The 17606-nt window shown below is 60.8% G+C and carries 17 protein-coding genes; 10 read left to right on the top strand and 7 right to left on the bottom strand.

Annotation, left to right across the window (positions count from 1 at the left end; translation table 11 throughout):
- Nucleotides 1-313 precede the first annotated feature (313 nt).
- Entirely contained in the window at nt 314-1972 is a 1659-nt protein-coding gene (locus tag FHS64_RS00935; protein ID WP_167174331.1) for an oligopeptide:H+ symporter, read from the top strand.
- Between the two features lie 141 nt (nt 1973-2113).
- On the opposite strand, the gene FHS64_RS00930 is transcribed toward FHS64_RS00935, so the two are convergent.
- Nucleotides 2114-4162: a TonB-dependent receptor plug domain-containing protein gene (locus FHS64_RS00930; RefSeq protein WP_167174328.1), complete on the bottom strand. Its 2049-nt coding sequence runs from the start codon at nt 4160-4162 to the stop codon at nt 2114-2116.
- Nucleotides 4163-4310: 148 nt separating this feature from the next.
- Between FHS64_RS00930 and FHS64_RS00925 the strand changes: the two genes are divergently transcribed.
- Nucleotides 4311-5291 (top strand): TraB/GumN family protein, encoded by a 981-nt coding sequence (locus tag FHS64_RS00925; RefSeq protein WP_167174325.1) that lies wholly within the window; start codon nt 4311-4313, stop codon nt 5289-5291.
- Between the two features lie 66 nt (nt 5292-5357).
- Here FHS64_RS00925 and FHS64_RS00920 read toward each other — a convergent pair whose 3' ends face one another.
- The 6 genes from FHS64_RS00920 to FHS64_RS00895 all read right to left on the bottom strand — a co-directional run bounded on the left by FHS64_RS00920 (nt 5358) and on the right by FHS64_RS00895 (nt 10778).
- Nucleotides 5358-6413, bottom strand: coding sequence for a linear amide C-N hydrolase (locus FHS64_RS00920; RefSeq protein WP_243862657.1), 1056 nt, complete (start codon nt 6411-6413; stop codon nt 5358-5360).
- 20 nt (nt 6414-6433) lie between these two features.
- The gene (locus FHS64_RS00915) at nt 6434-7186 is read right to left on the bottom strand and encodes a hypothetical protein (RefSeq protein ID WP_243862656.1); all 753 of its coding nucleotides are present in this window, start codon (nt 7184-7186) and stop codon (nt 6434-6436) included.
- Nucleotides 7187-7392: 206 nt separating this feature from the next.
- The gene (gene tldD, locus FHS64_RS00910; RefSeq protein ID WP_167174319.1) at nt 7393-8832 is read right to left on the bottom strand and encodes a metalloprotease TldD; all 1440 of its coding nucleotides are present in this window, start codon (nt 8830-8832) and stop codon (nt 7393-7395) included.
- 157 nt (nt 8833-8989) lie between these two features.
- Complete coding sequence (locus FHS64_RS00905; protein ID WP_167174317.1) at nt 8990-9763, bottom strand: GIN domain-containing protein; 774 nt, start codon at nt 9761-9763, stop codon at nt 8990-8992.
- 32 nt (nt 9764-9795) lie between these two features.
- On the bottom strand, nt 9796-10365 hold the full coding sequence (locus FHS64_RS00900; RefSeq protein ID WP_167174315.1) for a DUF1700 domain-containing protein: 570 nt from the start codon (nt 10363-10365) through the stop codon (nt 9796-9798).
- A complete protein-coding gene (locus FHS64_RS00895) occupies nt 10365-10778 on the bottom strand; it encodes a PadR family transcriptional regulator (RefSeq protein ID WP_167174312.1) in 414 nt (137 codons plus the stop codon). The genes FHS64_RS00900 and FHS64_RS00895 overlap by 1 nt, the downstream gene beginning before the upstream one ends.
- A 234-nt stretch (nt 10779-11012) precedes the next feature.
- Here FHS64_RS00895 and coxB point away from each other — a divergent pair, with 234 nt between their 5' ends.
- The 8 genes from coxB (at nt 11013) to FHS64_RS00855 (ending at nt 17596) form a co-directional block, all read left to right on the top strand.
- A complete protein-coding gene (gene coxB, locus FHS64_RS00890; protein ID WP_243862655.1) occupies nt 11013-11981 on the top strand; it encodes a cytochrome c oxidase subunit II in 969 nt (322 codons plus the stop codon).
- Nucleotides 11982-12002: 21 nt separating this feature from the next.
- Nucleotides 12003-13646 (top strand): cytochrome c oxidase subunit I, encoded by a 1644-nt coding sequence (ctaD, locus tag FHS64_RS00885; protein ID WP_167174309.1) that lies wholly within the window; start codon nt 12003-12005, stop codon nt 13644-13646.
- Between the two features lie 70 nt (nt 13647-13716).
- Complete coding sequence (locus tag FHS64_RS00880) at nt 13717-14685, top strand: heme o synthase (protein ID WP_167174306.1); 969 nt, start codon at nt 13717-13719, stop codon at nt 14683-14685.
- Between the two features lie 5 nt (nt 14686-14690).
- Nucleotides 14691-14900: a hypothetical protein gene (locus FHS64_RS00875; protein WP_167174303.1), complete on the top strand. Its 210-nt coding sequence runs from the start codon at nt 14691-14693 to the stop codon at nt 14898-14900.
- Entirely contained in the window at nt 14901-15470 is a 570-nt protein-coding gene (locus tag FHS64_RS00870; protein ID WP_167174301.1) for a cytochrome c oxidase assembly protein, read from the top strand.
- A gap of 74 nt (nt 15471-15544) precedes the next feature.
- A complete protein-coding gene (locus FHS64_RS00865) occupies nt 15545-16417 on the top strand; it encodes a cytochrome c oxidase subunit 3 (protein WP_167174298.1) in 873 nt (290 codons plus the stop codon).
- 76 nt (nt 16418-16493) lie between these two features.
- The gene (locus FHS64_RS00860) at nt 16494-16874 is read left to right on the top strand and encodes a DUF983 domain-containing protein (protein WP_167174295.1); all 381 of its coding nucleotides are present in this window, start codon (nt 16494-16496) and stop codon (nt 16872-16874) included.
- A gap of 11 nt (nt 16875-16885) precedes the next feature.
- The gene (locus FHS64_RS00855) at nt 16886-17596 is read left to right on the top strand and encodes an SURF1 family protein (protein ID WP_167174292.1); all 711 of its coding nucleotides are present in this window, start codon (nt 16886-16888) and stop codon (nt 17594-17596) included.
- The last annotated feature ends 10 nt before the right edge of the window (nt 17597-17606 follow it).

Below are 17606 nucleotides of genomic sequence, written 5' to 3'. Positions count from 1 at the left end.
CGGTCACTCTGTTACACAACAGTGGTCGTTAACCCTGTCACAAGCTTGACCATGTGTCGAGGTGACGCACCTCTACAAAGGGTGGCGGTTAAGATTGTTTGCAATCTACGATTTTGTGACCGTTTTACGCCGCCTAAGCGGCGAAAAACGACGTTAACATCTTGTTACACGGCGCGTGTCGTGCTGTTTCTGACCGCTTTCGCGCCCGGTGGGGGCGCCAGACATGGAGTTCCGCGTGTCAGCGACGGAAAGTGGGGGCGCCCTAGACGCCGCGCCCCGTAAGACCTTCCTCGGGCATCCCCGGGGGCTGGTGGTGCTCTTCTTTACCGAAATGTGGGAGCGGTTCTCCTATTACGGTATGCGCGCCCTGCTGACGGTTTACCTCGTCCAGCACTTCCTGTTCGGCCCGAAAGAGGCTCAGGGCATCTACGCCGCCTATGCGGCGATGGTTTACCTGATGCCGGTTCTGGGCGGCATGATTGCCGACCGTTATCTGGGGGCCCGCAAGGCCGTGGTCATCGGTGCCGTCATGCTGGTGGCCGGTCACTTTGCCATGGCCTTCGAGGGTGAAGGCGGCAAGGAACGCATGATTGTTGACGGCACGACCTATCAGGTCGAGGTCGACGGTCGTGACCAGAACCGCAAGATGTTCGTGGTCAACGAGGCAGGCGAACGCGCCGAGGTGACGATCTCGGGCGAGGGCGTGACCCGCGTCGAGCCGCTGGCTGAAGGCCAGAGCGGCTTCCCGAACGCGGTGCCGACCGGTGGCTACACCACCGAGATCACCCGTGACCTCGGCTTTGGCGAGCCGATGCTGTTCTTTGCACTGTCGCTGATCATTGTTGGTGTGGGCTTCCTGAAAGCCAATATCTCGACGGTTGTGGGCGCACTGTACGAAGAGAACGATCCGCGCCGTGATGGTGGTTTCACCATCTTCTATGTCGGTATCAACCTCGGTTCGTTCCTTGCCACGGCAGCCTGTTCGTATCTGGGCTATAATTACGGCTGGGCCTATGGCTTCGGTCTGGCCGGTATCGGCATGCTGATCGGTCTGGTGACCTTCCTTCTGGGCCAGTCGTGGCTGGAAGGCCGTGGTGGTCCGCCGCAGCCGATCAAGGGTCGCCGTATCCTTGGTGTTCCGGTCGAGCCGTTCTTCTGGATCGCCACCATTGTTTCGGTCTTCCCGATCTGGATGCTGATGCAGCGTCACGGCATCATCGAAGCGGTGCTGATCCCTGTTGCCGCTGTGACCTTTGCACTGGTCGTCGGTACGACCGTCTTCACCCTGAAGGGTGCAGAGCGTTCGCGTATGCTGGTCGCACAGGTGCTGATCTTCTTCTCGGTGCTGTTCTGGGCCCTGTTCGAACAGGCTGGCTCGTCCATGACCCTGTTTGCGGACCAGTCCACCCAGATGCCGAACTGGTTCAATGCCGGTTACACCCAGATGTTCAACCCAGGCATTATTGTTCTGGGTGGTCCGCTGGTCGCCGCCCTGTGGGTTTGGCTGGGCAAGCGCAACAAAGAGCCTTCGACGCCGGTGAAATTCTCGCTGGCACTGGCACTGGTGGGCGCAGGCTTCCTGCTGCTGGCATGGGCTGCGGCAACCCAGGCTAACGACGCCTTCAAGGTGCCGTTGATGTTCCTGTTCCTGACCTATCTGCTGCACACGCTGGGCGAGCTGTGCCTGTCGCCGGTTGGCCTGTCGATGATCACCAAACTGTCGGTGGCACGCATGGTCGGCATGATGATGGGCGTATGGTTCCTGTCCTCGTCGGTGGCACATATCGTGGCCGGTGTGATCGCCAAGGCGACCGCGACCGACACGATTGCCGGTGTGGTTACCGATCCGGCCAAGGCGCTGGAAAGCTATACCTCGATGTACAACACCATCGGTATGACCGGTGTTGTGGTCGGTGTGGTGCTGCTGGTGCTGTCGCCGCTGCTGAAGAAGGGCATGGCGGGTATCCGCTAAGCCTTTCGGTCCCAGCCTGACGAAAACAAGGCTAGACGAAAAGAAGGCGGCACTTCCGAATGGAGGTGCCGCCTTTTTTAGTGACCTGACGGGAAGTGTCAGGCGGCCCGACGGTGTGACAGGAACACCGTCTGGGGATGCCTAGAACGTCTTGCGCAGACGGATCTGGTAGAAGGTGCGCGGATCAACGAAGCGGTGCTCGATAAAGCTGATCGGGCGGTTGACGCGGTCGCCATAGACGGTGCGCTCGATATTGAAGTCGTCCCAGATATTGACCTGTGCGCGGATCGACAGGGTCGGGGCGGGCTTATACTCGGCCCACATCTCGTAATAGTCGCTGCCCTTCCAGCCCGAGGTCTGGTCCGGCTGGTAGTTCATCTGGCCAAGGCGCGGGATCCATGCAGCACCCCATTGCAGCTTCCACGATGTGATGTCCTGCTGGAAGGAGACAACCGCCTGCGAGGCGCGGATACCCGAGATCGGGCGTTTCTGGCCGGTGGTCGGGTCGGTGACCTCGGTCTTGTTCCAGGTGTTGCGGAAACCGAACTGGCCGCCGCTGATACCCATCTTGTCGGTGGGCAGGGTGATGTTCAGGTTCAGCTGGTCCAGCGTGCCTTCGCCAATATTGCCGACCGCGGCCAGTCCGCCGTCCAGCGGGATCAGGTCGATGGCATCGACGATTTCATCGTGACGCAGGCCGATGCTGACCACGCCTTCGTCCCAGAAGCGTTTTTCATAGGTGATCTCGCTGACCCAGCGCTGTTCGGGGCTGAGGTTCACATTGCCGCCCATGACGTTTTCTTCGGACAGGCTGGCCGAGGCGGCAAAGTCCTCGAAGTTCAACTGGCCGACCACGCGCTCGAAACGCAGGCGCAACTGGTTCTTGTCATAGGGGTTCCAGGTCAGCAAAAGGCGCGGCTTGGCAAAGAAGAAGCTTTTCTCCTGATTGGCATCGCCCGACTGGCTGATGGTGGAGTTTTCGAGGCGCAGGCCGCCCTCCAACGTCCATTTCGGATTGATGCGCCATGTGCCCTTGCCGAACAGTTCGCCGCGCGTTTCCTCGACCTTTACTGAGGCCGAGGGCAGGGGGATGTTGGTGCCGCCGACCGAATAGGCCTGATCGGTTTCCAGCATATTATAGGCGACCTCGCCGCCCGCTTCGAAATCCATGCTGGCATTGCGCTCAAACCGGACAAGGCTACGCAGGATGGTCTCGGACGCATTGCCACTCGAGGCAAAGCGCTGTTCAGGATCGCTAACGCCGTCGATGCGGGTATTGGAGATGGCGACATCGTCAAAGTCGCTGAACTCGTGGATCAGGCGGGTTTCCAGCTTGGTGCGTGTCGTCAGCGGTCGGGTGAAGACGGCACCGACCTCGCCGCTGGAACCTTCATTGTCCGAGCGGCTGTCACGCAGGACATCGGGCGCGGTCTGCAGGTGGATATTGTGCCAGTCATTGATGCCATAGCGGGCCGTCAGGTCCAGCTTGCCACCCAGGACCGGACCGGACCAGTTGCCGCGGATCGAGTTGCCGCCGCCATAGCCGTCGTTCCAGTAGTCTTCGGCGCGGGTAATATTGCCGTTGGCATCAACGCGTTGCAGCGGGCCTGCGCCATTGGAGTCGCTGGAGGAAATACCGTCGCCGAGGGTGACGCCCCAGCTATAGTCGCCCTTGCGGCGGGTGAACTGGTAGGTGCCGCCGAACAGGTCCTGACCGCCCTCGAACAGGTTGGCATTGAAGGTGGCGATATGTTCGCTGCTGGCGGTGTTTTTGAGGATGATGTTGGCGACAACCGCATAGCCCTGCATCTCGATGCCGGGCGCGCCGCCACGGATCAGCTCGATGCGTTCGACCTGTGCGGCCAGTGTGCGGCCCAGAACATTCGATCCGGTATCGTTCTTGGAGGCCGGGCGGCTGCCATTGATCAGGACGTTGCCGACCGCGCCTTCAAAACCGCGTGCGCCGTCACCGTCATTGACCGAAAAACCGGGAACGCGATTGACCATGTCCAGCGCCGTATTGGGGCGGTAGTTGGCAAAGAAATCCGGCTGGAAAATCAGCACGCCATGCTCGCCGGTTTGCGGCATCGAGGCGGGCGGGGTGTCGGCAAAGGCATGCGACGGGGTGGCCATCACGGGGGCCATAAGGGCAGCAATCAGGGCAGTACCGGTCAGCAGGTGATGGCGCATCGCTTAATGTTCCTTGAACTTCGTTGCACCATCAAATGCGGCTTTTAGAGTACGATCTCCAGTTACAAGACAGACAGGTGCGTTACATCGAAGACAGGATTACGCGACTGTAATGATTATGAATATTGGTTTGAGATAAGATGGTTTGATGAAAACTTCCCTCGCCCGTCTGGCTGTTTCGCTCCTGTTGTCCTTGTCGCCTGTAACGGCCTTGGCCGTGACGCAGGACTATAGTGTCGATCCCGCAATCAGGGCGGACGAGGTGCCGTCACAGGTCGAGGAGATTGTCGTGGTGGCCCGTCGGGCGGGCCTGCCGATCTGGACCGTGCGGCGCGGTGACGAGGGCGTTCTGATCCTTGCGGGCATGATCCGCGAGGTGCCCAAGGATTTCGAATGGCGGACACAGGCGCTGGAGGATGCGGTGTCGCGCTCCGACCGTGTGCTGTTCCCGCAAGAGGGGCGGGCCTCGCCTGCGGATATCTTGCGCGTCATCTGGCGCTCGCGCACCATTGCCTTTTTGCCCGACAACACGCGGGCGGCGGACTATCTGTCGCCTGAAGACATGGCGCGCCTGACGACGCTGATGGCGGGCGATCGCAATGACAACTGGCAGCGGACCAGCTTCCTGATGACGGCGATCGAACTGATCAAGGATCAGGGCGGCGAGAAGGATTCCAGATCGCCGCGTATTGAACGTGCGGTCGAACGCGCGGCGCGGCGGGCGGGTGTGAAAACCCATCATATCGGCGTGGTGCGCGGCAATGAACTGGTGGAGACGCTGATCTCGGCCCCGCCCCAGACGCACATCCCCTGTCTGGATGCGGCCATGTCGGTGGCGGAATACGGCCCGACCGCTGTGGCCGACCGTGCCACCGCATGGAGCCGTCTGGATGTGAAGGGCGTGCTGGCCTCGCCGGTCGATCTGGCCATGGATGTCTGCTGGCCGTGGGGCGATCCCGAAGTGCGTCCGCGCGCCCGCGCCGAATGGGTCAATGCCATCTCCACCGCCATTGCCGATGAAGGCGTGACACTGGCCATCGCACCCGTCCGCACCCTTGGCGAAGACGGCGGCGTACTGGACATGCTGGTCGCCGCCGGTTTCGAGATCGACGGGCCGGATTGGAAGTGACAGCTAAAAGGCCACCCTGTCGGGTGGCCTTTGCACGATGCCTTGAATGCCCAAGACAACAGGACTCTATTGTGGTCCCTGGAAGGGAAAAGGCCGTGCATTGCTGAACTTTGCGGTGGTGTCGCCAGAATGTGTATTGATCTGGTTTTCACCCAGTTCGAGGCGTTTGACCGGCGCGTTAGGGGAGAAGTCAATTTTCTTCAGGTCCACCCAGAAGGTGTTCGGGGTCAAAGCGGACTCGAAGAAATAGAGCTTGCGCTTGTGATCGACGACCGTACGCCAGCGGGTCGAGGAGATGTTCGGCTGGTCCGGCGTCGAAATGCCAAACGGCACCGATACGTTACGGATCACGCTGAACACACTGGCTAAAGCCATGTTCTGATCTTCGAACTTGGGGATGGCATTGACGTAAAATGCGGCCCGCGCAAAGCGGTCTGCGGCGCGATTGGTGCCCGGCATCATGACGGTGCCGCCAATATCCTGCCAGTAACTGTTCAGAGCGAGCTGCTGGTCAAACGTCGGTGAGTTGGTCATCACCTGATAGTCACGGTTATGGTGGATCACCAACTTGCCGTCGATATATTCGAAGATGGCACTGTCGCCATTAGAGTCCGACAGTGAAAGGTGCAGGGTGGTCAGGCGATTTTGGCCCGGCACATTGTCACTGACCAGAACGAACGGTTCGCCGCGAAGTGCTTCGACGGCTTCGGCGACGGTAGCGTAATTGTCGAGGGCGTATTGCGCCCACGCGGCGATACTGAGGGCGGGCTTGTTCGGATCATAGGCTGGATATTCCGACTCGACCAACCAAAGAACGTTGGCGACCAGACCCATTTCGTTCACGCCATCGACGGTGGAGATGTCATAGCCGCTGGAAATGACGCTGCCGTATTTTGAAGTCCATTTGAGGGAATTGGGGCCACCGGCACCATCGCGATCCATGCCGCGCGGAAAGATCCAGAGATTGGTCATGATCTCGTCTTTCCAGTCCATGGAGCGGGCGGTAATCACGCCGCCGTCATGACCGTGGTAGACAAGGCGGGTGCAGGCCTCGGCAGCCGGAACGGCCAAGGCGAGAACGGCGGCGAGCGCAAGAGCGCCTTTCTTCATTCCATTACGCATGTGTCGTATCCTTTGGTGGGTCAGTAGGTGAGTGACAGGCCCAGAACGGGACCGTGGCGCGATACCTTCCAGTCAAAGCGCTGGCCGGTAAAATCATCCTGCTCATAGTTCTGCTGGAGCAGGCGGTATCCTGCATTGACCGAGACTGCCCCATCGCCCAGCGGGGTGCGATAGGAGGCCAGCGCCTGCCACGAGACGCTGTTGCGGTCGTTATCGCCAAGGCCACCGGCATCGACCTGAGCACGCAAGGTCCAGCGGTCGGTGACATCACCCTCGACCCTCAGGCCAAGCATGAGATCGGTCCATTCAGCGCCTTTGCGCGTGGCCCCCAACGGTGTGGCGAGATCGGCCTGCACCTTGCTCCAGCGGGCCCCGACAATAGGTTCGACACGCAATGAGCGCAGGTCGCCAAAGGCAGTACGTCCGCCTAGGGGGTCATCGATCAGGCGGTATAGCAGGCCGCCGGATACGGTGGTTGTACGGGTGCCGAGATTGGCAGGCATTCCCAGCAGGGACACATCTTCTGCGGTCTTGGCGTACTGGTAGTCGACATAGCCGCCCCAGCGGCCCTTGCGAACTTCAACATCACCCATGGCCACGCTTTCCAGCTGGTCGAAGGCATCCGAGAACGGCACATCGACCGGTGCCTTATGTCCTGCCAGAGTAATGTTGCCATCCAGAGACGTGGCCCAGACATAAGGACTGACAGTGACACGCCATTCATCGGTAGAGGTTGCGCTGTGTGCGGCACTTCCTCCCGCAATCGTGGCCATTAAGCCAAAAACAATCGAGGTAGAGCGTAGGGGGATCATGGAATTTACTCACAACAACCCAAGAGGACTGTTCGTGAGTAAAACGGCTAAGTTTAACTTAAAGTTTAGCGTTCTTTTAAAGTGGACTTTTTGTGGGCGGGCGAGAGGTGCCTAAAGAGTAACGGTCGGCAGTGATTGAAGAAAAACTGCCGACCGTACCTTTCTGATTAGACGGCGGTGCCGCCGACGGTGAGGCCGCCCATTTTGAGGCTGGGCTGGCCGATGCCGACGGGGACGCCTTGGCCGGCCTTGCCGCAGGTGCCGACGCCGGGGTCGAAGGCGAAGTCGTCGCCGATCATCTCGATCTTGGTCAGGGCGGTGGCCCCGTCACCGATCAGGGTGGCACCGCGAACAGGCGTGGTGATCTTGCCGTCCTCGATCAGGTAGGCCTCGGTGCACTGGAACACGAACTTGCCGTTGGTGATGTCGACCTGACCGCCACCGAAGTTTGCGGCGTAGAGGCCGCGTTTGGTGGACGAGATCATGTCTTCGAACTTGTCCTTGCCCGCCTCCATAAAGGTGTTGGTCATGCGCGGCATGGGCTGGTGTGCGAAGGACTGGCGGCGGCCATTGCCGGTGGCCTTGGCCCCCAACTGGCGGGCCGACAGGCGGTCATGCATCAGGCCGACCATGATGCCGTCCTCGATCAGTACGGTGCGCGAGGTCGGTGTGCCTTCGTCATCAAACGACAGCGAGCCGCGACGGTCGGCAATCGAGCCGTCATCGACAATGGTGACGCCCGGTGCAGCGACGCGCTGGCCCATCTTGCCGGTAAAGACCGACGAGCCCTTGCGGTGGAAATCACCCTCAAAGCCGTGGCCGATGGCTTCGTGCAGCAGCACGCCCGGCCAGCCTGCGCCCATAACCACATCCATTTCACCGGCGGGACAGTCGATGGCATCCAGATTGACCATGGCCTGACGGATCGATTCATCGACTTGAGCCTGCCAGCGTTCCGGCTTGATCCATTCCTCGAAGGGCGAGCGGCCACCGGCACCGGACGATGCGGTTTCACGACGACCGTTCTTTTCGACGGTCACCGAGACGTTGAGGCGTACCAGCGGGCGGATGTCGCTGAGGATCTGGCCATCACCGCGCAGGATGTCGATGGAGCGGCGCTCGCCGACAATCGAGGCGGACACCTGCACCACATGCGGATCACGCGCGCGGGCAAAGGCGTCGATTTCGGCCAGAAGCGCGATCTTGTCCGAGAAGGACGGCGACAGAAGCGGGTCAATCGGGGCGTAAAGGCGCTGGTTGGTGGCCAGAGGGGCATCGGCAACAATGCCCGAATGACCGCGCTTGGCCAGAGCGGCGCTGTCACCCGCACGACGGATGGCGGCGGCGGAGATTTCGTTGGCGTGGGCAAAGCCAGCGGTTTCACCGGCGACCACGCGCAGGCCGAAACCTTCGGAGGCATCATAATTGGCGTTCTTCAGACGACCGTCATCGAACAACAGGGCTTCGCTCTCGGTCTTTTCGAGGAACAGTTCGCCATCGTCCGCGCCGTCCAGCGCGGTTCGCAGGATGGACAGGGCCTCGGACGCATCGACACCGGCGGCGTCAAGAATGGGGGAGGGCGAAGGAGCATTAGCCGATTGGGTCATGCCCGCTAGATAGGCATGAAAGCCGCGTTCGTCATCATGGTCTGGGCCCCCGCCATAAGAAAAGCCCCCGTTTCCGGCAGCAGGAACCGGAAAACGGGGGCTATGGCGCTTTTGGGACGACCGCGCGGGGGAGAGGTGGCGGTCGCTAAAAGCGGGTCTAGTTGGTGACGACCTCGGCTTCACCCGACAGGTTCTGGCGCAGTTCGCCGGGCTGGCGGGTCAGGCGGACGCGGGTATCACCCGAGCCGTCGATCTCGACCTTGCCATCTGCCGAGGTACGCACGCTGGCATCGCCGCTGACACGGATGGTGGCATCGCGCGTCAGAAGCTCGTCCAGCTTGACCGAGTTATAGCCCGAGGCGTCGATCTTGAGGCTCTGGGTGGTGCCTTTGAACTCGGCATCGGCATTGCCCACCAGCGTCAGGTCCAGCGACGGCTGGTTATAGCCGTTCACTTCCAGATCGGTCTGGCCCGACAGGGTGAAGCTCTTGACCGCGCCACCCTTGATACGGACCGTCAGACGGTCGCGCTCGCTGGAGCCGGAGACACCGGCACCGGTCCACTGGATGTAGCCGCGCGAGGGCAGGTCGCTATCATCCAGCGTCAGGCGGTTGCCATCCAGTTTGACGGCATCGACATAGTCCTTGGGACCGGAGACGAAGATGCCGGTTTCGCTGCTGGCGGCGTCATAGACGACGGTGACAGGCATATCGATGGCTAGGCTCTCGCTGCCGGTCCAGGCGATGGTGCGCTGGATGTCGGGCTGCTGCGGACCGGCGCGCTCGAAGCGGAAATTGTCGTCCTTTTCACTGACGACCCAGCTCCAGCTGTGGCGGGTCAGGTCGGCACCGCCGACGGCAAAGGCGCCGCCGATACCGACGATGGCCAGAACCAGACCGGCACCGGAAATGATGAGGAGATTGCGGATCATGATGGGTGTCCTCTTCTTTCGTTAGGGCGCGATCAGGCCTTGGCCGGTTCGAGCGCAGGTTTGATGACGCGGTAGTGCAGGCGGGCGTACCAGATGGTGGCGTCGATCATCCATTTGATCAGGATGGCCATCAGGCCGATCATGAAGACGCCCAGGCCCATCAGGCCGATACCCATAAGGATGGCGGCAAAAGCTCCGCCCGGCAGACCGGCAAACGGGCCGACCACCATGACAGCGCCTCCGGCGATAAAGACGCCGACACCGCCGAGCAGGAAGCCGATGACGGTGCCGAAGATCGGCAGCACCAGCGGCAGCAGGATCAGGATGTCGATGGCCCCGAGGCCGATAATGCCGAAGATGGCCCCCATGGCATTGGAGGCGGTCGGTTGCTGGGCCCAGGCCTGTGCACCCGCCTCGGCTTTCAGCTCGCGGGCGATGCGGTCGGGATTACCCAGTGCCGTGGCGACATCTTCTTCGCTGCGACCGGCGGCGCGGCCTTCGTCGAAATGCGCCTCGTAGTCGGCGATGATGTCATCGGCGGCGGCTTGCGTCAGGCCGACAAGGCCTTTGCGAAGGCGGGCGAGGAACTCGTTGCGGTTCATTATTCAGCTCCCTTGTCAGATACGTCGCCGGTCTTGGCGGTCAGGGCCAGTACGGCGTCCGGTGCGCCGGCGTTGATGGTGTCGTGCGTGGCGGCCTCGGTCAGAAGCTGGTCCACGGAACGGGCAAAAGCTTCCCATTCTGCGCCCTGTGCCTTGAGGGCCTCATGGCCGCGCGGGGTCAGGCGGTAATATTTGCGCGAAGGGCCGCTGGATGATTCGACCAGATAGGTTTCCACCAGTCCGTCCGTCTGCATGCGGCGCATCAGCGGATAAATCGTGCCTTCACCCATGCCGATGGCATCGGACAGTTGCGAGGCGATTTCGTAGGCGTAGCTGTCTGTGCGGGCCAGCAGGGCAAGTACGCACAAGCCCAGAACGCCTTTCTTCAGTTGGATGTCGATGGTTTCGGGCATTGGTTTCCCTCGGTTGCTGATCAAAGGGGTATCGCAAGGTATCTTGCCACGCAAGGTACCTATTTAAACATGAACACCTTTTAATCCGGCATTTCCCCAATCCTTGTGCGGTGGAAACGGCCTGACCGCTTGCCCCGAGGCTATTCATCCGATAACGACCCCTCAAACGCTGCGGTTTTTGTGGGCTGCAGCGCGTTTGCGACTGGATCGCAAATGTCTGCTGCAGAACGAATTATGAGGACTTCTCGAATGGGGATGGGCACGCGAGCGATAACGCGGTTGGGGGCGGGGATCGCCACGGCTGCGCTTGGCGCATTCGTCGCTTCGCCGACTTGGGCGCAAGCACTTTTGGGGCAGCCGACCCCGGGGGCGATCGGCCTTCAGCAGAGCGCGTCTCCGCTGAAGCACGAAGTCACCTTCTTCCATAACTATGTGCTGCTGCCGATGTGTATCGGTATCAGCGTTCTGGTTCTGGCACTGCTGCTGTGGATCGTGGTGCGCTATAACAAGCGTGCAAACCCGATCGCAGCCAAGTGGAGCCACAATACGACGATCGAAGTGATCTGGACGATTGTGCCGATCCTGATCCTGTTTGTGATCGCCTTCTTCTCGTTCCGCCTGCTGTTCGCCTACGAGAACATGCCGGAACCGGACGTTCGCATTAAGATCACCGGCAACCAGTGGAACTGGGCCTACGAGTATCCGGACCACAAGGTGCCGGAATACATCTCGAACATGCTGCCGGAAGACAAGACCACCAAGCAACTCTACCGTCTGGCCGCTGACGAGCCGATGGTGGTGCCGGTGGGCGCAACTGTCGAACTGCTGATCACCGCTTCGGACGTGATCCACGCCGTGGCCCTGCCGGCCTTCGGCATCAAGATCGACGCCATTCCGGGCCGTACCAACCACACCTGGTTCAATGCCGAGAAGACCGGCACCTATTATGGCCAGTGCTCGGAACTGTGCGGTGTCGACCACGCCTTCATGCCGCTTCAGGTCAATGTTGTGACCCAGGCCGAGTTTGAAGCCTGGCTGGCCACCAAGGGCGGCTCGATGCCGGTTGCCGAAGATGCGGCTGCTGCCGCTGCTCCGGCCGCTGTGACCGAAGCTGCTGCGGCGCCGGCTGACGCTGCTGCCACCCCGACCGCTGCCGCTCCCGCGGCTCCTGCCAGCGCGCCTGTCGCGCCGGCAGCCCAGTAATAGAGCGAGAGCAGATCTAAAATGGCTAGCGCTAGCGCAACTGACAATCACGTGCCGGGGTTCTTTACCCGTTGGTTCTTCTCGACCAACCACAAAGACATCGGCGTCCTGTACCTTATCTTCGCTATCTTCACCGGTCTGGTGGGTGGCGCTCTGTCGGGCCTGATCCGCTGGGAACTGGCCGAGCCGGGTATCCAGCTGTTCAAGGAAGGCACGATCATCCAGCAATTGGGGATCGTCGAGGCTTCCAAGCACGGCTTTAACGTTACGGTCACGGCCCACGCCCTGATCATGGTCTTCTTCGTGGTCATGCCGGCCACGATGGGCGGCTTTGCCAACTACTTCACGCCGATCATGATCGGTGCGCCGGATATGGCCTTCCCGCGTCTGAACAACATCTCGTTCTGGATGCTGGTTGCCGCCTTTATCATGCTGTGCATCTCGATGTTCGTGGACGGTGGTCCGGGACGCGGCTTTGGCGGGGGCTGGACAGCCTATCCGCCGCTATCGACCATGGGCCACACCGGTCCGTCGTTCGATATGGCGATCTTCTCGCTGCACATTGCCGGTGCCTCGTCGATCCTCGGTTCGATCAACTTCATCACCACCATCTTCAACATGCGCGCACCGGGCATGACCCTGCACCGCATGCCGCTGTTTGCGTGGGGCGTGTTGATCACGGCCTTCCTGCTGCTGCTGTCGCTGCCGGTTCTGGCCGGCGCCATCACCATGCTGCTGACCGACCGTAACTTCGGCACCTCGTTCTTCGATCCGGCCGGTGGCGGTGATCCGGTCATGTACCAGCACCTGTTCTGGTTCTTCGGTCACCCTGAAGTTTACATCATGATCCTGCCGGGCTTCGGCATGATCTCGCACATCGTCTCGACCTTCTCGAAGAAGCCGATCTTCGGCTACCTCGCCATGGCCTATGCTATGGTCGCCATCGGCTTCATCGGCTTCATCGTGTGGGCTCACCACATGTACACGGTCGGTATGTCGATCGAGCTGCGTACCTATTTCGTGGCTGCGACCATGATTATTGCGGTGCCAACGGGTGTTAAGATCTTCTCGTGGATCGCCACCATGTGGGGCGGCTCGCTGACCTTCAAAACCCCGATGCTGTGGGCGATGGGCTTCATCTTCCTGTTCACCGTCGGTGGTGTGACGGGTGTGGTTCTGTCGAACGCCGGCATGGACTACTCGCTGCACGACACCTACTACGTCGTCGCCCACTTCCACTATGTGCTGTCGCTGGGTGCCGTCTTCTCGATCTTCGCCGGTTTCTACTACTGGTTCGAGAAGATGTTCGGCGTGAAGTACAACGAGTTCCTGGGCCAGTTGCACTTCTGGATCATGTTCATCGGTGTGAACGTGATCTTCTTCCCGCAGCACTTCCTGGGTCTGCAAGGCATGCCGCGTCGTTATATCGACTATCCGGAAGCCTACACCCTGTGGAACCACGTTTCGTCGGTGGGCTATCTGATCACCATCGTCGGCGTCGGCGTCTTCCTGATCATGCTGATCGAAGCCGCTATCCGTCGTCGTCCGGCAGAAGCCAATCCGTGGGGCGAAGGTGCAACCACGCTGGAGTGGACCCTGTCCTCGCCGCCGCCCTACCACCAGTTCAATGAACTGCCGGTGGTTAAAGCGGACGATCACCACTAATATCCCTCTCCAAGGGATAACAATGGAGAGGCCGCCCTTTCGATTTCCGAAGGGGCGGCCTTCGCCTTTTATGAATATGACCGAACGCCAAGCTCCCATCGTAACGACCGCCCAGCCGGAAGACTTCTTCCAGTTGCTGAAACCCCGCGTCATGTCTCTGGTCGTATTTACGGCTGTGACAGGCATGATTGCGGCCCAGGGCAACATGCCCCTGCTGAACGCCGTGGTGGCGGTGATCTGTATCGCCGTGGGGGCCGGTGCTGCCGGTGCCCTCAACATGGCACTGGAGGGCGAGACAGACGCTCTGATGCGTCGCACGCGCGGCCGCCCTGTGGCGGCGGGGCGCGTCCGCAAGAATGACGCCATGAGCTTTGGTGTCATCCTGTCGGTGTTTTCGGTCATGCTGCTGGGCATGACGACCAACTGGCTGGCCGGTGGCCTGCTGGCCATGACCATCGTCTATTATGCAGGCTTCTATACGCTGCTGCTCAAGCGCCGCACGCCGCAGAACATCGTCATTGGCGGTGCTGCAGGCGCCTTCCCGCCGGTCATCGGCTGGGCGGCGGCAACCGGCGATGCGCCGTGGCAGGCCTGGCTGCTGTTCCTGATTATCTTCCTGTGGACTCCGCCGCATTCGTGGGCACTGGCCCTGTATTCGGCCGGTGACTATGCCAAGGCCGGTATTCCGATGATGCCGGTCGCGCGTGGGGCCAAGTCCACCCGTCTGCAGATCCTGCTCTACACCCTGATCTTTGTGCCGGTCGCGATTGCGCCGACCTTTGTGGGCGTGGGCGGCGTGATCTATGGCGTGGTGTCGATCACCGGCGGCCTGTTCTTCCTGTATCTGGCGCTGCGCCTGTGGCGCTCGCGTGCAGGCGACCAGCCGGACAAGGCGGACGCCATAGGACGAGAAGCCGCATTGTATGATGTGCGCCTCGAGGCCAAACCGGCCCGCAATCTGTTTGCTTTTTCCATCCTGTATCTGATGGCGTTGTTCTCGGCCCTGCTGGTCGAGCAACTGCCGATCATTGGAGTCTGATGCCCATGAGCCAGCCCGAGTTCATCAAACTGACGGACGAGCAGGTGAAGGCCCGCAAGCGCCGCAACATCGCCATCGCCTTTGGCCTGCTTTTGTTCATCGCGACGGTCTATGCCATCACCGTTTCGCGCATGCATGCCAATAACGAGGCGCGCAAGGCTCAGGACACCGCGCAAAACATTGCCGCCGGTGTCGTGGTCCCGGAGGCGAACTAAATGGTCGATCAGGGCGCTGCGAAAACGCAGGGGCGCAAGAACCTTGTCGCCATCCTGTGTGTTTTTGGCGTGATGGCCATGGTCGGCGCGGCCTTTGCCGCAGTGCCGCTATACCGCCTGTTCTGTCAGGTGACCGGATTTGGCGGCACGGTGATGCTGGCCGAAAAGGCACCCGATACCGTGCTTGACCAGACTGTGATGATCCATTTCGACACCAATGTGCGTAACCTGCCCATGACCTTCGAGGCCGAGCAGGTGAGCCAGCGTGTGCGGATCGGTGAAACCGGCATGGCCTATTTCAAGGTCAAGAACACCTCGAATGAAACGCTTCATGCCACCGCAGCCTATAATGTGGTGCCACTCAAAGCCGGTCCCTATTTCCAGAAACTGCAATGTTTCTGTTTTGAAGGACAGGAAATCGCTCCGGGTGCGGAGATGATCTTCCCGATTCAGTATTTCGTAGCACCCGAACTGGCAACCGATCGTGAGGGGCGCGGCGTGAAAGAAATAACCCTGAGTTATACCTTTTACCCAACCAAAGGGTTTGATCCCGAGGTTTCCGCCCAATAGGCATTGGCAAACGCCATTCGGCAACGCTATAGCCTCACATAACTCGACTCTTGCCTTAATTCAGAGACCCTGGAATGGCCCACGCGAAACCACAACACGACTACCATCTGGTTGATCCCAGCCCCTGGCCGCTGCTCACGTCCCTGACCGTCGTGGTCATGCTGACGGGTGCTGTGGTTTGGATGAAGGGCATGTTTGGCCTGCCGGAAGGCACCAAATGGATGTTCTTTGCCGGTCTGGCCGGTGTTCTTTTCTGCATGTTCGGCTGGTGGCGCGATGTCATCCGTGAAAGCCAAAAGGGTGACCACACGCCGGTCGTCCAAATCGGTCTGCGTTATGGCATGATCATGTTCATCGCTTCGGAAGTGATGCTGTTCGTCAGCTTCTTCTGGATGTTCTTCGACATGGCCATCTTCAACGAAGCCCGCACCCTGACGCCGGAAATCGGCAACTGGGCCGAGACCGGTGCCGCTTGGGCAACCTGGCCGCCCAAGGGTGTCGAGCTGCTGGACCCGTGGTCCCTGCCACTGCTGAACACGGTGATCCTGCTGCTGTCGGGTACGACCGTGACCTGGGCGCACCATGCCATCATCAAGAACGACCGTGACGGCGCCAAGCTGGCCCTGTGGATCACGGTGATTCTGGGCCTGATCTTCTCGGGCGTGCAGGCTTACGAATATTACCACATCATCCACAGCAAGCTGTTCTTCAACGAAGCGGCGATGAATTCGGGCCTGTACGGTTCGATGTTCTTCCTCATCACCGGCTTCCACGGCTTCCACGTTGCCGTCGGCACCATCTTCCTCGCCGTCTGCCTGCTGCGCCTGTATCTGGGCCAGATGTCGCCGGAGAAGCATTTCGGCTTCGAAGCGGCCGCTTGGTACTGGCACTTCGTGGACGTGGTCTGGCTGTTCCTGTTTGCCTTCATGTACGTCGTTTACGGCTGATAGGCAGACCTGAAGTCTGATAGTTCAAGACGGCGCGGAGCTTCGGTTCCGCGCCGTTTTTTGTTGGATAGGCCGGATGGACAACAACCAGAAACTGCGTGGTCCCAAACTGCGAGGGCGTGAGGCGGTCTGGGCGGGCGTGCGCGGGCGGTGCCCCGAATGCGGGCAGGGCGCATTGTTCGCAGGCTGGCTCAAGGTGAGCGAGACGTGCGAGGCCTGCGGTTTTGCGCTGGGCAAGGTCGAGACGGGCGACGGTGCGGCCACCTTCATCATGCAGATCACCGGCATAACGGTGGGCATGTCGGCGGTGGCGTTCAATCTGGCCTATCGGCCCCCCCTGTGGGTCAATCTGGTTTTCTGGCTGCCGCTGGTGATTGTGGTGGCTGTGGGCTTGATGCGACCGGGAAAGGGGTTGATGACGGCGCTGAACCTGTTGCGATGCCGCGCGGACGATTGAAGGGGGCTGTGATGAGCCAGAAACGCTTTCCTGTGGTGCTGACCGTTTTGACCGTGGCCATGCTGGCTGTGCTGATTGCGCTTGGCGTGTGGCAGGTCCAGCGTCTGCACTGGAAGGAAGGCTTGCTGGCGGCGTCGGCCCGCTCCGAGCAGATGGCTCCGGCCTCGCTCGACGAGGTGCTGGCCTCCGGTGCGCCCGAGTTCCGCAAGGTACTGATGGTCTGTCGCGGGCTGAACACCGCCCCGTTCGTGACACTGCGCTCGATTGAAGAGGGCCAGCCGGGCTATCGTCTGGTGTCGGCCTGTCCGCAATCGGACGGCAGCACGGTGATGGTAGATCGCGGCTTTATTGCCGAAGGTTTCGAGGCGCGTCCGGTCGAGCGCGAGGATGCCGCCATGCCGCTGGCCTTTACCGGCGTGGTCCGCAGTGTCAGCAAACGGTCGGGCATGACCCCGCCGGCGGAAGGGCGTCTGTTCTATGGCCGCGACAATCAGGCCATGGCCAAGGCGCTGGGCGTGACGGGGCCGGTCTCAAGCTGGCTGGTCTATGCCGCCACTCCGATCAACCCCGAGGTAGAGGGTCTGCACCCGTCGGTGCCGCCTGCCGCCTTCAGCAATAACCACGCCGGATATGCCGCGACATGGTTCGGCCTCGCCCTTGTCCTGATCGGGGTCTATATAGGTCTGCTGCGCCGTCGCCTGACGCGACCGGCCGATCTGTAAGGAAATACCC

The sequence above is a fragment of the Brevundimonas terrae genome (genome assembly GCF_011761985.1).
In the GTDB taxonomy this organism is placed as follows: domain Bacteria; phylum Pseudomonadota; class Alphaproteobacteria; order Caulobacterales; family Caulobacteraceae; genus Brevundimonas; species Brevundimonas terrae.
Note: the sequence above shows the minus strand (reverse complement) of the source record. Positions and strands in the feature narration are given on the sequence as shown.